The following is a 15,773-nucleotide window of genomic DNA, read 5'->3' as shown; positions in this document are numbered from 1 at the left end:
CAACCCGCCGCCAAATTACTTTGATGACATCGTTCTTGAGCTAGCACGGACGTCCATCCGGTCTCGTGCAATTCTATTTATTCTAGGGCTAGCAATACTAATGTCTAGCTTCTCTATGATTTTATTTATACTCTTTGAGGAAGCGACATTCTTCCTCCGCCCAAGCATTGAGCTCTTAACAGTCATTATTACTGTAGCATGCAGCATCTATGCAGGGATTCCGGCTGTACGGTTTGCCCTGGAAATACCAAGGAATGAGCCAGTCCGATTCAATCGAGTTCGACGCAAGGTTTATTTCTATCAATATCGATTCAATCAACTCCGTCCATTTGGGCGCAAGGGCTGGGGCGTCAAGCCAGTTTGCTACCACTGGGACGACCTGACCGCTGAGGCTTACAGGACCTACGTGCCCGGCCACGGCGGCCTTCAGGAAAAAGTGATGATTTCTGTAAGTGTTCCAGGCACCAAGAAGATCATAGATCGTTTATTTTTTTTCGACGACATAGATCTAGGTGAGGTGCATTGGTCGATTGCCCGAGCCTATATGAACGACGGCCCTAGTGCTTTGCCCCGATTTGTGCACCCACCCAGGGATTGGAACGACTTTCCCAATCCAGGTCCTTGGGAAAACGCTACCCACCGAAACCCTTTCGACCGTCTCGCCCCAAAGGTCAAATGGCCGCCAGAGATGGACCTTGAATCACGCACCGCAGGCACTGCGGAACATTCGCCATGAAGCCAGTAGTTCTGGTCGGGCATGCCCATGACTGTCCGTTACATGGCCGCAGCACCGTGAAAACGGGCGCCAAGCGTTACACGTTCAACGGCAAGGCAGTAGCCAGGGTGGGCGATCGGACCGGCTGTGGTGCGGTGATCATGACCGGAGCGCGACATTACCAAGTTGAAGGCAAAGCGGTGGCGCGAGCAGGTGACCGCACCGATCACGGCGGTGTATTGATCGGAGGCGATCAGGATTGGCTGCTAGAGTGAGATGACTACCCTGTTGACGATGGCCATTTGTCAGCAAAGCCGTGCAGCGGATGAAACTCTATGAAATAAGTTGAACCCGTGCTGTCGTCATGCATCGAAAACACGATCGATGCCATCCTTTTGCCAGGAGCCTGCCGTCAATGCCCTACCAGCCTTCCCAGCAGCGCGATTGCCCAGGAGCCCAGCGGCCATGAAAATGCCTTGCCGAGCACCCAACTCCAATTTGCAACTCGATTATGTGCGCGACACCTTGTTCGGTCCGGTGGCGTTGAGCGTTGAATGCCAATGTCAGCTGGCCCCGCTCAACCTGCAGGGTCGCCCTGCCCTGCGCCTGCATATCTGTCCGCCGCTACCGACCAAGGTAGAGCGTGCCCACAGCGTAGCGTTCGTTTGGGATGGTCGCAGCTACCACGGGGTGGTCAGGGACCAAGGCAAGTGCGGCGATGGCGGGCTCAATCTGTTGGTGGAATTGCAGTAACGCCCCTCCCACCGGCCAGCACGTACTGGCCGGTGTTGCGCGACGGTCAGGCAATCGCCTTGAGCGCTGCAGGTTGATCGTCGCGTAGCGCGCGCAGCTGACCCACCAGGTTCGCCAGATCTCGGCAGCTATTGAGGCTGTGCAGCGCGACCCCGTTCAGGGTCACGCCATCTTCCAAGCTACGGCCCTGCCCCAAGCGAATGGTCAGCGTGGCCCCATCGGCGCAGCTGATTTCGCAGCGGTCCGGCAGACAAGCTTGCTCGATGATCTGCCGCATTTCCAGCATAGAAACGCCTATCAACGACATGGTTCGACCCTCTCTATAGGATGGCCTGTTGTGTAGTTACGCCTTTGGCAGCCCGGCTGCCAATTGATATTGCCCATGCCCAAGCGGCCGTCCATTTGCCAGGACGATGATGACAGGCAAGGTATCCAGGCACCTTAGTGGGAGAGCCTGCGCCACCTTGCACCGTTCAGTGCGTGTGGACGTTTTGCGACAGGCGGTATTGGATCAATCGGTCAATCCACCGAAACGCCCCGCCTGAAATGCCTCGAACGATTCAACGATTTCCGCCTGGCTGTTCATCACGAAGGGGCCGTAAGCGACCACCGGCTCATCGATCGGCTGCCCACTGAGCAACAGCATCTTGGCACCCTCGACAGCCTCCACCCACACGTCCTCGCCCACCTGGTCGAGCAGCACCAGGCTTGCTAGGCCGACGGCATGCTCGCCGTTGACGCGCACCGTGCCGTGCAACACCACCAGCGCCGCGTTATGGCCATCGACGACAGGCAGTTGCGCCGCCGCCCCAGCGTTGAGGCTTAGATCCCACACATTCATGGCGGTGAACGTGCGCGCAGGCCCGTGATGGGCCGCATAGGTGCCGGCAATGACGCGCACACTGCCAGCGCCGTCGGCCAGCGGGACTAGCGGAATGTCCGCCGCCAGCAACGTCTGATAACCCGCAGGCGCGCGTTTACTGGCGGCCGGCAGATTGACCCACAATTGCACCATCTCCAGCGTGCCGCCATTGCGGGCGAATGCGGGCGAATGAAATTCCTCGTGGAGGATGCCATTGGCCGCGGTCATCCACTGCACATCGCCGGGGCCGATCACGCCACCTGCGCCCGTGGAGTCACGATGCTCCACCTCACCTTGATAGACGATGGTCACCGTTTCGAAGCCGCGGTGCGGGTGCTCGCCGACGCCGCGCCGGGCCTCGGTCGGCGCGAAATCATAGGGGCCTGCGTAATCGAGCAGCAGGAACGGGCTGGTCTGCTGGGTCAGGCGATCGTAGGTGAACAGGCTGCGAACGGGGAAGCCATCACCCACCCAATGGAGTTGAGGGCTGCGATAGATACCCACGACAGTTTTCATGAACGGCTCCTGATTAGCTTTCAGCCACCCTATCAGTGAGCCGAAGCCTCCGGTAGCCAGGATAAACGGTACTGATTGTCCCGTCAGTGGAACAATCGATCAGGGTTGCAGGTAGTCAACAATGTGCTGCGCTGCCCTGTCGGGATCTTCCTGCATGAAGCAGTGGCCCCCGGCTACCTGCTGGCTACTGACGGCCGGGTTGAGCTTGGCCAAGCGCTGCACTGATTGCCTGACAAAGGGATAGGTATGGTCGCCGTACAGCACTTGGGTCGGCGTTTCCAAGGCCAGCAGATGTGCCCACATCCGCGACGGGCACGAACTGAAGATTTCGACCTCGCGGCTGGGACGGCACTTGAGCACCACCCCCCCTTCGCCATGATCACCGATGGCATGCTCGACATAAGCGTGCAGTGCAGCGTCAGTCCAGCCTTTGAAGATGCCACGGCCTTGCAGCGATGACCGCGCTGCCTCGCGATCGGGCCAATGGCTGCGGCGGCTGGCAGCCTTGCGCGCCAACGCATGGTGCCGATGCAGGCCGATCAGCGCCGTGACGGTCATGACGCCAATCATGCGCCGACTGAACAGGACCGGGTCCAGTAACACCGCCCGCTCGAACAAGCCCGGCCGGGTAGCCAGCAGCAATCCGGTCAACACCCCGCCAAAGCTGTGGCCCAACGCCAAGCGTCGGACAGCGCCGTACTCGCTGCACCCGGCATCGAAGGCTTCGCCGGCAAGCATTGCGCTGCGGTTCCAGCCGACAAATGCGCCGCCATGGTCGCTGTCGCCATGGCCCTGAACATCACAGAGCCACAGGTCGAAGTGCTCGGACAACGCCAGCAACAGCGGCTGGTAAGCCAGGCAGCAGAAGCCGTTACCGTGCACGAAGTGCAGCAAGGGTTTGCCGCTGGCGGGCGAGCGCCAGCCGCGCAGGGTAAAGCCTGCGCTGCTGTCATGAGACCAGGGGATCAGCTGCATCGGTTTTCTGTACTTAACGGTTCAGGAAAACGATGATTCTACAAACAGCAGTGGATAGAGTGAAGCCACCAGCAGCAGGGCCATCAGGACATTGAACAGCACCAGCCAGCGTGGATCGCGCAGCACATTGCGTAGCGCGCTGCCGAACATCACCCAGATGCCGACACTGGGCAAGTTGACCAGCGCGAACAGCATGGCGATCACGATCACATTGGTCACGTAGCCTTGGGCTGGGGTATAGGTAGTAATTGCGCCCACTGCCATCACCCAAGCTTTGGGATTGACCCACTGAAAGGCCGCAGCGCCCCAAAACCCCAACGGCCGACGCGCACAGGGCGCATCCGCGCCCAGCGGCCCTGAGGTCGCAATTTTCCAGGCCAGGTACAACAGGTAGGCCGCGCCGGTATAGCGCAACACCGTATAGAGCGTCGGCCAGGCCTTGAACACCTCGCCCAACCCAAGCCCCACCGCTAGGACCATGAGCATGAAGCCGATGCTGATGCCCAAGGCGTGAGGAATCGAGCGGCGCACGCCGAAATTCACCCCCGAGGCCAGCAGCATGGTGTTGTTGGGCCCGGGAGTGATCGAGGACACGAAGGCAAACAGCACGAAGGCCGTGAGCAGGTCGGCAGAGGCAAGCATGGGAAACTTTCCAGAAGCGTGGCAGGTACTGTCACACTAGCGCAGTCTGCCCGCCACATGACCGGTACAGTTAAGTTAAATTGCGTAGATACACATCACTGTACCTTTCGCAGCCCATGGTCCATCAAGGAAAGAGCATGCCACTTACCATTCGCCCCGCCCAGCGCACCGATGCCGCTCAGATCCTCGCCTACATCACCGAGCTTGCCGACTACGAACGTGCCCGCCATGAAGTGGTGGCGACGCTGGCCGATATCGAGCACAGCCTGTTCGACGAAGGCAGCACCGTGCGTAGTCTGATCTGCGAGCGGGATGGCCAGGCCGTAGGGTTTGCCGTGTATTTCTACAGCTATTCGACCTGGCAGGGACGTAACGGCATTTATCTGGAAGACTTGTACATCACGCCGGAGCACCGCGGCGGCGGAGCCGGCCGTGAGGTGCTCCGGCATATCGCCCGTGAGGCGGTGGCCAACGGCTGCGGACGCTTCGAATGGAGTGTGCTGGACTGGAACGAACCTGCGATCGGTTTTTACCAGTCGCTGGGGGCGCAGGCACAAAGCGAGTGGGTGCGCTATCGGTTGGATGGCGACGCGTTGCTGCAATTTGCCCAAGGTTGAGGGACGCTTGTTACGTACTACGTGGTACGGTCCGATATCGCCGGTGCCTTGGCGATAAGAGCGATGGGTGGGTCACCCTGCTCAGTGTCTGAAGATGCCAACCCGGCGGCATCGATAATCCTTCAGTCGATATCATTGAGCGTGATAATGACCTTCGCTGTATTCGATTCGTGCGCCACGCGCAGGACACTCACACTCCGCCCACTACTAATACATTGGCGGAGTTCTCCATGGACCACTCACTCAAACCCTTGCGCTTTCCCCTTGCGGCTCTTGCCGTGGTGGTGCTCAGCGCTTGCGGTCGCACCCCCGACGCCGTTCAGGCTCCCGCCGCGCCAACCGTAAGCGTCGCCAAGGTCATCGAGCAACCGATCAACGAATGGGACGAATTCACCGGTCGCCTCGAAGCGCCGGAAACCGTGGAAGTGCGCCCGCGTGTCTCCGGTCAGATCGACCTGGTTGGCTTCACCGAGGGCGCCCAGGTGAAGAAAGGCGACCTGCTGTTCCAGATCGACCCACGCCCGTTCCAGGCTGAGGTGCGCCGCCTCGAAGCCCAACTGCAGCAGGCCAAGGCCAGCGCGATTCGCAGCGCCAACGAAGCGCGTCGCGGCGAACGCTTGCGCGACAGCAATGCGATCTCCGCCGAACTTGCCGAGTCGCGCAGCAGCGCTGCCGCCGAAGCCCGTGCTGGCGTCGATGCGATCCAGGCGCAGCTTGACCTGGCACGCCTGAACCTGAGCTTTACCCGCGTCACCGCACCGATAAGCGGCCGCGTGAGCCGCGCCGAATTCACCGCCGGCAACATCGTTACCGCGGATGTCACGGCGCTGACCAGCGTTGTTTCCACCGACAAGGTGTATGCCTACTTCGATGCCGACGAGCGCGTGTACCTGAAGTACACCCAGCTGGCGCGAGAAGGCCAGCGCGGCCAGAGCACGCCGGTCTACCTCGGCTTGACCAACGAAGCCGGCAACCCGCACCTGGGTCAGATGAACTTCGTCGACAACCAGGTCAACCCGCGCACCGGCACCATCCGTGGCCGAGCCGTGTTCGACAACCGTGACGGGCAATTCACTCCAGGCTTGTATGCCCGCCTTAAGCTGGTCGGCAGCGCACAGTACGATGCGGTGCTGATCAACGACGAGGCAGTCGGCACCGACCTTGGCAAGAAATTCGTGCTGGTGATGGACAAGGACAACAAGGCGGCCTACCGCGCCGTCGAGTTGGGCCCCAAGCTCGAAGGCCTGCGCATCGTGCGCAGCGGTCTGGGCAAGGACGACCGAATCGTGGTGAAGGGCCTGCAACGGGTCCGTCCTGGCTCGCCGGTGACCCCGCAGGAAACCCAGATGGCCAGTGAACAGACCCTTGCTGCCCTCGCGCAGCAGCGTCAGGCCCTGGAAGCGAGCAACAAGGCGCGCAACGTAGCGGGCTCCAACGATAAAGTCGCCAGCGCCCAGGCGCCACGCGGTTAAGGGATCACACCGATGAACTTCTCCAAATTCTTCATTACCCGGCCGATCTTCGCCGCGGTGCTGTCGCTGATACTGCTGATCGCAGGCTCGATCTCGCTGTTCCAGCTGCCGATCAGCGAGTACCCCGAGGTGGTTCCGCCCACCGTGGTGGTGCGGGCCAACTTCCCCGGCGCCAACCCCAAGGTGATCGGCGAAACCGTGGCAGCGCCCCTCGAACAAGCGATTACCGGGGTCGAGAACATGCTGTACATGTCCTCGCAATCGACCGCCGATGGCAAACTGACCCTGACCATCACCTTCGCGCTGGGCACCGACCTGGACAACGCCCAGGTGCAGGTGCAGAACCGTGTGACCCGCACGCAGCCCAAGCTGCCTGAGGAGGTCACGCGTATCGGCATCACCGTCGACAAGGCCTCGCCCGACCTGACCATGGTCGTGCACTTGACCTCGCCGGATAACCGCTACGACATGCTCTATCTGTCCAGCTACGCCATCCTCAACATCAAGGACGAACTGGCGCGCCTGGGCGGCGTCGGCGATGTGCAGCTGTTCGGCATGGGCGATTACTCACTGCGCGTATGGCTGGATCCGAACAAGACCGCCTCACGCAACCTCACCGCCAGCGACGTGGTGGCGGCCATTCGTGAGCAGAACCGCCAAGTGGCTGCCGGGCAGCTGGGCGCCCCGCCCGCCCCCGGATCGACCAGCTTCCAACTGTCGATCAACACTCAGGGCCGCCTGGTCAACGAGGAAGAGTTCGAGAACATCATCATCCGCGCCGGCGCCGACGGCGAAATCACTCGCCTGAAGGACATCGCTCGGGTCGAGCTGGGTTCCAGCCAGTACGCCCTGCGCTCACTGCTGAACAACCAGCCGGCCGTGGCCATCCCGATCTTCCAGCGTCCAGGCTCGAATGCCATCGACATCTCCGACGAGGTGCGGGCGAAGATGGCCGAGCTGAAGAAGGATTTCCCGGAGGGCATGGATTACAGCATCGTCTATGACCCGACCGTGTTCGTGCGTGGCTCCATCGAAGCGGTGGTGCACACCCTGTTCGAAGCGCTGATCCTGGTGGTGCTGGTGGTCATTCTGTTCCTGCAGACCTGGCGCGCATCGATCATCCCGCTGCTGGCAGTGCCCGTTTCGCTGATCGGTACCTTCGCCGTGATGCATCTGTTCGGCTTCTCGCTCAATGCCTTGTCGCTGTTCGGCCTGGTGCTGGCGATCGGCATCGTGGTGGACGACGCGATCGTGGTGGTGGAGAACGTCGAGCGTAATATCGGGCTGGGCCTGAAACCCTTGGAAGCCACGCAGAAGGCCATGGGTGAAGTCACCGGGCCGATCATCGCCACGGCGTTGGTACTGTGCGCAGTCTTCGTGCCGGCAGCGTTCATTTCCGGCCTCACCGGGCAGTTCTACAAGCAGTTCGCCCTGACCATCGCCATTTCCACGGTGATCTCGGCCTTCAACTCGCTGACCCTGTCGCCGGCGTTGGCGGCCGTGCTGCTCAAGGACCATCACGCACCCAAAGACCGTTTCTCGCGGATCCTCGAACGCCTGCTGGGCAGCTGGCTGTTCGCGCCGTTCAACCGCTTCTTCGACCGCGCCAGCCACCGTTACGTCGGCGGCGTGCGCCGGGTCATCCGCTCAAGCGGTATCGCCCTGTTCATCTACGCAGGGCTGATGGGCCTGACCTACCTGGGCTTTGCCTCGACACCCACCGGCTTCGTACCGGCGCAGGACAAGCAGTACCTGGTCGCGTTCGCCCAATTGCCTGATGCGGCGAGCCTCGACCGTACCGAGGCGGTGATCAAGCGCATGAGTGAGATCGCCCTGGCGCAGCCTGGCGTGGCCGACTCGGTGGCCTTCCCCGGCCTGTCGATCAACGGCTTCACCAACAGCCCCAACAGCGGCATCGTGTTCACCCCGCTCAAGCCGTTCGACGAGCGCAAGGACCCGAGCCAGTCGGCGGCCGCCATCGCTGCAGCGCTCAACGCCAAGTTCGCTGACATTCAAGACGCCTACATCGCGATCTTCCCGCCGCCTCCGGTCCAGGGCCTGGGCACCATCGGTGGCTTCCGCCTGCAGATCGAGGACCGTGGCAACCTGGGGTACGAGGCGTTGTACAAGGAAACCCAGAACATCATCGCCAAGAGCCACGAAGTACCCGAACTGGCCGGCTTGTTCACCAGCTACCAGGTCAACGTGCCGCAGGTCGATGCCGCCATCGACCGGGAAAAGGCCAAGACCCATGGCGTGGCGATCAACGACATCTTCGACACCCTGCAGGTCTACCTGGGCTCGCTCTACACCAACGACTTCAACCGCTTTGGCCGCACCTACCAGGTCAACGTGCAGGCCGAGCAGCAGTTCCGCCTGGACGCCGAGCAGATCGGTCAGCTCAAGGTGCGTAACAACCTCGGCGAGATGATTCCGTTGGCGACCTTCCTCAAGGTCAGTGACACCTCGGGCCCGGACCGGGTCATGCATTACAACGGCTTCATCACTGCCGAAATCAACGGCGCTGCAGCCCCGGGCTACAGCTCCGGCCAGGCTGAGGCGGCGATCGAGAAGTTGCTCAAGCAAGAACTGCCCAATGGCATGACCTTCGAATGGACCGACCTGACCTACCAGCAGATCCTCTCGGGCAACACCGCCCTGTTCGTGTTCCCGCTGTGCGTGCTGTTGGCCTTCCTGGTGCTCGCGGCGCAGTACGAGAGCTGGAGTCTGCCGCTGGCGGTGATCCTGATCGTGCCGATGACGCTGCTGTCGGCTATCACCGGGGTGATCGTGTCCGGCGGCGACAACAACATCTTCACTCAGATTGGCTTGATCGTATTGGTGGGCCTGGCCTGCAAGAACGCGATTCTGATCGTCGAATTCGCCAAGGACGAACAAGCCAAGGGGCTCGACCCGCTGGCCGCCGTGCTGGAAGCCTGCCGGTTGCGTCTGCGGCCGATCCTGATGACCTCGATCGCCTTCATCATGGGCGTGGTGCCGCTGGTGTTCAGCTCTGGTGCAGGGTCCGAGATGCGTCATGCCATGGGCGTGGCGGTGTTCTCCGGGATGATCGGCGTGACCGTGTTCGGCCTGTTCCTGACCCCGGTGTTCTTCTTCCTGATTCGCCGTTTCGTCGAGCGTCGCCAGGCCCGCAAGGCCGAGCACACGCCTGTGCTGGAGAACCACGCATGAACCTGCTCAAACCCCTGACCCCGAGCCTGTTGGCACTGGCCTTGGCCGCCTGTGCCGTGGGCCCGGACTATCAAGCGCCGGCCACTGAGCCTGCCCACATCGCTGACACCGACATGCCGGCCCGAGCCTTCGATCGCAGCCGCTTCGAAAGCCTGTGGTGGAAGCAGTTCGATGACCCGGTACTCAACCAGTTGGTACAGGCATCGTTGGACGGCAACCGCGACCTGCGCGTGGCATTCGCCCGGCTGAAGTCGGCGCGGGCGATCCGTGATGACGCCGCCAACGATCAACTGCCGGTGGTGACCAGCCGTGCCAGCAGCGAGATTGGCAAGGGTCAGATCCCCGGCCAGACCGATGACCGGGTCAACAGCGAGCGCTATGACCTGGGCCTGGACATGGCCTGGGAGCTCGATCTGTTTGGCCGTATCCAGCGGCAGATCGAAGCCAGCGATGCCCAGGCAGCGGCGGCTCAGGCCGATCTGCAACAATTGCAAGTCAGCCTGATTGCCGAGCTGGTCGACGCCTACGGCCAGCTGCGCGGCGCGCAACTGCGCGAGAAGATCGCCCTGGCCAACCTCAAGACTCAACAAGAGTCGCGCACGATCACCGAAACCCTGCGCGACGCGGGGGTAGGCAATGAGCTTGACGTGGTGCGCGCCGATGCGCGCCTGGCCGGTGTCGAAGCCACGGTCCCGCAACTGGAGGCGCAACAGGCACGTGCACGGCATCGCATCGCCACCCTGCTCGGCCAACAGCCGCAAGCACTGAGTGTCGATCTGTCACCCAAGGCGCTGCCAGCCATCGCCAAAGCCCTGCCGGTGGGTGACCCCGGCGAGTTGCTGCGCCGGCGTCCGGATATCCGCAGTGCCGAGCGCCAACTGGCTGCGGCCACAGCCAACGTCGGCGTGGCCACGGCCGATCTGTTCCCACGGGTCAGCTTGAGCGGCTTCCTCGGGTTTACCGCCGCCCGCGGCTCGCAGATCGGCTCGTCGGCCGCCAACGCCTGGGCCCTGGGGCCTAGCATCACCTGGGCCGCATTCGACCTGGGCAGCGTGCGCGCTCGTCTGCGCGGGGCGAAAGCCGATGCCGAAGGGGCGCTGGCCAGCTATGAGCAGCAGGTGTTGCTGGCCCTGGAAGAATCGGCCAACGCCTTCAGCGATTACGGCAAGACCCAGCAGCGACTGATGTCGTTGATCCGCCAGAGCGAAGCCAGCCGCAAGGCTGCAGATCTGGCATCGATTCGCTACCGCGAGGGCACGGTGGATTACCTGGTATTGCTCGATGCCGAGCGCGAGCGTCTGAGCGCAGAAGACGCCCAGGCCCAGGGCGAAGTCGAGCTGTATCGCGGCATCGTCTCGATCTACAAGGCGCTGGGCGGCGGTTGGCAACCGCAAACGTTGGCCAGCGCGCGCTGACTCTCCCCTGTTGCACAGGCTCCTTTGGTTGGATCCTCCCCCAACCTTTTGCCCCGCAGGCCTAGGCCCGCGGGGCTTTTTTACGCCCAAACCCGAGCCGCTTCGCTTGCAGGCCAGGGCATTGTGCCCCAAGCTTTGCCCTCTTCTTGTCAGAAAAAACAGCACCTATGCCGAGACGCCATCACGCCCTGATCGCCCTGTTGCTGCTGGTGCTGGTGGCGACCACCATCGTTGTACTGCACCGCAGCAACGCGCCGGCACCGGCGGCGCGGCCCGCCCCCAGCTATGCCAAGGCCCTGCGCCAGGCGCATGAGGGCCAGCCCGGTGCTGCCCGTGTGCTGTATCAACAGCTCCAGCGCACCGACCTTGCGCCGATACGGCGAGCCGCCTTGCACGCCGAGCTGCCAAACTACCCTTCCCCCCTGGCCCTGAAACTGGCACGGACGGACCTTGAGAGTGACGACCCGCTGGTACGTCGCGCCGCCGTTGCCAGTATCCAGCGCCTGCTGCCCGCGGCCCAGCGCAGCCTGGTGCTGGGCCCGTTGCTGGACGATGACGATCAGAGCGTGCGTTTTGCCGCAGTGGATGCGCTGCTGGGCCTTGATCCCGACGCCATCGGCCTGTACTTCGGGCCTCTGCAAAATGCGCTGGAGCACTATCAACAGGTGTTGGAACAGCAGCCCGACGATGCTGCGGCCCAAGTGCACCTGGCGCGCCTGTACTTGCACGAAAACGCCTATACCCAGGCCGCGGCAGCTTTACAGCGCAGCCTCGCGCTCGCACCTCGGAGCCCCGATGCCCTGGTCACCCAGGTGCGCCTGCTCGAGCGCCAAGGCCTGCATGATCAATCCCGCGAGGTCCTGGCCAAGGCCCTGACCTTGCAGCCGGATTCAGCCTTTCTGCAGTACCAGCTCGGGCTTTGGCTGAATCGCCATGAGCAGCAGGAATATGCCCTGCTGGCGCTGTCACGTGCAGTGGAGCTGGAGCCTGACAACGCCGATTACCGCTACACCTTGGCTGTGACCTTGCACGCACTGGAGCAATCCGACGCTGCGCAAAAGCAGCTGGAGACACTGCTCAGCCGCCAGCCTGCCAACCGCCGCGCGCGCGTGCTGCTGATCCAGTACGAGAAAGAAACCGGGCAGCTGCAGAACGTACAGGTCTTGTTGGCCGAACTGGAACGGCAAAACCCGGACGATCCCTTCCTGCAGCAGGGGCTCTAGCGGCGGCTAGGTGGCGCTGACGGGTGGGTCGGCCAACATCAACAGCGCCTGGTTTTTCAGCGCCGACAGCGCGAATGGCTTGAGCATCAGCGCTGTGCCGGGCGTATCGAGCATCAGCAATTCCACGGGTTGATCGTTGAAACCGGTGATGAACAGGATCTTTTGCGCAGGCGCCAGCAGACGCATCGCCTTGGCGGCCTGACGGCCGCTGAAGCCGCCAGGCAGGCCAATATCGGTGATCACCAGATCGAAAGGCCCCTGGTTGCGGAAGCAATCAAGCGCCGAGCTGGCATCCACGGCGTCGCATACCTCAAACCCGTGCTCCTCCAGGTATTCCTTGATTACAGCACGCAGGTTGTGCTCATCGTCGGTCAGCAATATGCGCTGGCCTCTGCCCCGGGTGACTGGCGCAATCGGCGATACCGGAGGCTGCTCGACATGCGCATGGCTGCGCGGGAACAACATGCACACGCGCATGCCCTGGCCTGGCTGCGATTCGAGCCAGACATGACCGCCGGATTGACCAACGAATCCGTACACCATCGCTAGGCCAAGGCCTGCACCCTGCCCTATGGGCTTGGTGGTGAAGAAGGGTTCGAACGCGCGCGGCAGGTCCGTCTCCGGCATGCCATGACCGTCGTCGCTGACGTAGACGCCAACGTAATCACCGGCAGGCACTCCGGATTCATCGGGAAACGGCGCATGCAGCCGTGTGTTGATCGTATGCAAGGTGATCTCGCCGCGGCCCAGGCAGGCTTCGCGCGCATTGGAGAATAAATGCACCAGGGCCATCTCCAGTTGCCCGACATCCACGCAGAGCGTCCAGGGCGCCACGTCCAGTTCCCATTTCATGCGCATTTCGGTGCCAAGCACTTGGCGCAGGAGCAGCTCCATGGTGGTTAGTTGAGCATTGACATCGATGGGCTTGGGCGATAGCGGTTGGTGCCGGGAGAACGCCAGCAGGTGATGGGTCAAGGTCATCGCCCGTTGCACCGAATCAGCGGCCAGCGCCACGTATCGATCGATTTGCCCCAGACGACCCTGCTCCAGGCGGCTCTGCAACAGCTCGAGACTGCCACCGATACCCGATAACAGGTTATTCATTTCATGGGCCATGCCGCCGGCCAGGTGGCCGACGGCATCCATGCGCTGGGCGGCCCGCACGAAAGCCTCCGATTGCCTGATCACCTCATCGCGATCACCGGAGATATCCCGGCCAACGGCGGTCAGTCGGCTGCCGTCGAAGCTGGCCGTCCAGCGAAACCATCGGTAATGGCCGTCGCGGTGACGCATGCGCGTCTCGAGTTGGTCGGCGCCTTGCTGATGCACGAAGTCCATTACCGCGACTTCTACTTCGGTCAAGTCCGCTGGGTGCACCAGCTCAAGGATCGACCTTTCACGAATCTCTTCATCTGTCCAGCCCAATGCCCTGTGCCAGGCAGGATTAGCCTCCAGCAGGCGCAGGTCACGGCTGACGACAATCATGGCGTCCCGCGAGAGCTGCCAGATCTGATCGCGGTCTGCCATGTAGCGCTCGAGCTGACGCTCGAACGTCAGCGCCTGCTCTCGCCATTGATCATGGGCTTCGACCCCGGCAGTGGTTTCGATGACGGTGTGAAGAAAACCCGCCACCTCATAGTATTCATCGCGCAAGGGGGTGTAACTGAAAGCGTAGGACAAACGTGCGCCGGTATGCTCGCAGGTCAACTGCAGTGGCTGATCCTCGACGAAATTCGACTGGCCTTCCATCGCCTTGAACACCCATGATCCTACCTGCGGCCAGGCCCTGGCCCACACTTCATTGAACGGCTGGCCCAAGGCGACTCCGTCGCGCTCAAGCAATGCGGTGTAGGCATCGTTGTGGATGACGGTCATGTCCGGGCCCCATACTACCGCGCACGGAAATGGCGACAGGATCATCATGTCGACGGCAATGCGCAAGGGTGCTGGCCACAGCGGCAAAGGGCCGAGCGCAGTGCTGCCCCACTCGAATTGCTGGATCTGCACGGCCAGCCCTTCTGCACTCGGCACGGGGCCCAGCTCTAGGCGGTAGGGTTTGGGTGCACCATCGTTTACGAACACGGTCGAGATTCCATCAGGCTCAGGGCTTCATCCATTGGATCCAATGATCGGCTTAACAGGGCACGCCTGCAAGTGTGCACTGTCTCGAACAGGCCGGGACGCGCGTCATCGATCAGCCAATCATAGTGGTTTCGCGCTTGCTGCGCCCGATTGCTGCCAGGGGGATTCACAGCATGTCGCGGACTACGCTGGCAGTTAATGTTTCGTAACGTAAGCGCGGCCTCGGCCTACAGCGCAAGCGGTAATCGGTCCATAGGCTCTGCATTGGGCTATCCATTGTGGGTAGCCCAGGAATATGGGGCTCCAGACCGATGTCTAGAATCAGAACTGCTGGGCACAGCATGGTGGAATTGTTGCTCGCCCTGGTGATCAGCCTGCTACCGGTGGGCACCGGCTTGATGATCATGGTCTATCAACAGGACAAGAAACTCGCTGATTTGGCGCAGGTTTCCCTGCAAGAGGCCATTTACTCCGTGGACCTTGCGGTGGACAGAATTCATGCTGCGGCCGAGCACACGCTCAGGCTAGCGGGTACCGACTGCAAGGCGGCTCGTGGCGAAATGCTCGAATGGGTCAATCGGGATTCGTATTTACGCTCATTGGCCCTGACCCATGCAGAGCGAGGGCTTTGCACGACGCTCGGGGCATCGCAAGAGCTGTGGCCGCGCTCTGCCGACGCTCAATCCTCGCTGCAGCTGATGTTCAACGGCCCTGGTGCTGGTGATGCGCCTTTGCTTGTCTATGAACTCCAGCAGCAGAACGCGCGAGTGGTTGCGACAAGTTACGCGGAGTTGTTGCGTAACGAGCTGCGCGCATTTCAAACTGGCGTTACGCTGGTATTGGAATTCGCAGATGCGTATATCTGGTTGGAGGGCGACAGCCGAGATGGGCTACGTCCTTCGCTTGCAGAATTTACCGTAGAAGGCACTTCGCAGAAGTACGGCTACACCGTGAAGACCGGTTTCGCGCAAGGGTATTCGGCTCGCGAAACGCGGCAGACGATGAAACAGTTGTTTCCTTCATTGGCGTTAGTGGGATTAATTACCGGGGCAATCGTTTACTGGGCCTTGTTCAGGCGTTATCGCACGGGGCAATTGCATCCCGTGAGGGCTGAGGGCTGAGGGCTGAGCTGCAAGCCAAGAGCAGCGCAGCGTGAAGGTCAATGGTTGCTGCGTACCAGTACTATGCTGTTTATATCCTGCCCATCACTTCCAGCTTTTAATATTGCTGTTGCTGTTGCTGTTGCTGTTGCTTTTGCTTTTGCTTTTGCTTTTGCTTTTAAGCGCACGACAGTTCAGGCAACGCAAAT

At 61.6% G+C, this 15,773-nt stretch carries 14 protein-coding genes; 9 read left to right on the top strand and 5 right to left on the bottom strand.

Annotated features, from left to right (window positions below; translation table 11 throughout):
• The first annotated feature begins 100 nt into the window (after positions 1-100).
• The 3 genes from ACLEJW_RS20840 (at position 101) to ACLEJW_RS20830 (ending at position 1,468) form a co-directional block, all read left to right on the top strand.
• Complete coding sequence (locus ACLEJW_RS20840; protein ID WP_440778175.1) at positions 101-736, top strand: DUF6708 domain-containing protein; 636 nt, start codon at positions 101-103, stop codon at positions 734-736.
• Positions 733-990, top strand: a complete 258-nt coding sequence (locus ACLEJW_RS20835) for a PAAR domain-containing protein (RefSeq protein WP_440778174.1) — start codon at positions 733-735, stop codon at positions 988-990. The genes ACLEJW_RS20840 and ACLEJW_RS20835 overlap by 4 nt, the downstream gene beginning before the upstream one ends.
• A 190-nt stretch (positions 991-1,180) precedes the next feature.
• Positions 1,181-1,468: a hypothetical protein gene (locus ACLEJW_RS20830; protein WP_145183300.1), complete on the top strand. Its 288-nt coding sequence runs from the start codon at positions 1,181-1,183 to the stop codon at positions 1,466-1,468.
• A 46-nt stretch (positions 1,469-1,514) separates the two neighbouring features.
• Here ACLEJW_RS20830 and ACLEJW_RS20825 read toward each other — a convergent pair whose 3' ends face one another.
• The 4 genes from ACLEJW_RS20825 to ACLEJW_RS20810 form a co-directional block, all read right to left on the bottom strand.
• A complete protein-coding gene (locus ACLEJW_RS20825) occupies positions 1,515-1,775 on the bottom strand; it encodes a DUF1652 domain-containing protein (protein WP_145183296.1) in 261 nt (86 codons plus the stop codon).
• A 204-nt stretch (positions 1,776-1,979) separates the two neighbouring features.
• On the bottom strand, positions 1,980-2,846 hold the full coding sequence (locus ACLEJW_RS20820) for a pirin family protein (protein ID WP_440778173.1): 867 nt from the start codon (positions 2,844-2,846) through the stop codon (positions 1,980-1,982).
• Between the two features lie 99 nt (positions 2,847-2,945).
• Entirely contained in the window at positions 2,946-3,821 is an 876-nt protein-coding gene (locus ACLEJW_RS20815; RefSeq protein ID WP_440778172.1) for an alpha/beta fold hydrolase, read from the bottom strand.
• Positions 3,822-3,842: 21 nt separating this feature from the next.
• Positions 3,843-4,463: a LysE family translocator gene (locus ACLEJW_RS20810; RefSeq protein ID WP_440778171.1), complete on the bottom strand. Its 621-nt coding sequence runs from the start codon at positions 4,461-4,463 to the stop codon at positions 3,843-3,845.
• A gap of 137 nt (positions 4,464-4,600) precedes the next feature.
• Between ACLEJW_RS20810 and ACLEJW_RS20805 the strand changes: the two genes are divergently transcribed.
• The 5 genes from ACLEJW_RS20805 (at position 4,601) to ACLEJW_RS20785 (ending at position 12,382) form a co-directional block, all read left to right on the top strand.
• Entirely contained in the window at positions 4,601-5,080 is a 480-nt protein-coding gene (locus ACLEJW_RS20805; RefSeq protein WP_313302586.1) for a GNAT family N-acetyltransferase, read from the top strand.
• A gap of 230 nt (positions 5,081-5,310) precedes the next feature.
• The gene (gene mexE / locus ACLEJW_RS20800) at positions 5,311-6,552 is read left to right on the top strand and encodes a multidrug efflux RND transporter periplasmic adaptor subunit MexE (RefSeq protein ID WP_145183281.1); all 1,242 of its coding nucleotides are present in this window, start codon (positions 5,311-5,313) and stop codon (positions 6,550-6,552) included.
• A gap of 12 nt (positions 6,553-6,564) precedes the next feature.
• Complete coding sequence (locus ACLEJW_RS20795) at positions 6,565-9,744, top strand: efflux RND transporter permease subunit (RefSeq protein WP_440778170.1); 3,180 nt, start codon at positions 6,565-6,567, stop codon at positions 9,742-9,744.
• Positions 9,741-11,159 (top strand): efflux transporter outer membrane subunit, encoded by a 1,419-nt coding sequence (locus ACLEJW_RS20790; protein ID WP_440778169.1) that lies wholly within the window; start codon positions 9,741-9,743, stop codon positions 11,157-11,159. Before ACLEJW_RS20795 ends, ACLEJW_RS20790 begins: the two co-directional genes overlap by 4 nt.
• A 167-nt stretch (positions 11,160-11,326) precedes the next feature.
• Positions 11,327-12,382 carry a tetratricopeptide repeat protein gene (locus ACLEJW_RS20785; protein ID WP_313460108.1) on the top strand — a complete coding sequence of 352 codons (1,056 nt, stop codon included), beginning with the start codon at positions 11,327-11,329 and terminating at the stop codon, positions 12,380-12,382.
• Positions 12,383-12,388: 6 nt separating this feature from the next.
• On the opposite strand, the gene ACLEJW_RS20780 is transcribed toward ACLEJW_RS20785, so the two are convergent.
• A complete protein-coding gene (locus ACLEJW_RS20780; protein ID WP_409520963.1) occupies positions 12,389-14,464 on the bottom strand; it encodes an ATP-binding protein in 2,076 nt (691 codons plus the stop codon).
• Between the two features lie 341 nt (positions 14,465-14,805).
• On the opposite strand from ACLEJW_RS20780, the gene ACLEJW_RS20775 reads away from it, so the two are divergent.
• Entirely contained in the window at positions 14,806-15,585 is a 780-nt protein-coding gene (locus ACLEJW_RS20775; RefSeq protein ID WP_178108285.1) for a CSS-motif domain-containing protein, read from the top strand.
• Positions 15,586-15,773 lie beyond the last annotated feature (188 nt).

The sequence above is a fragment of the Pseudomonas sp. SMSB3 genome, assembly GCF_052041965.1.
Taxonomy (GTDB): Bacteria; Pseudomonadota; Gammaproteobacteria; order Pseudomonadales; family Pseudomonadaceae; genus Aquipseudomonas.
The sequence above is the reverse complement of the archived record's forward strand: the minus strand, read 5'-3'. Positions and strand labels throughout refer to the sequence as shown.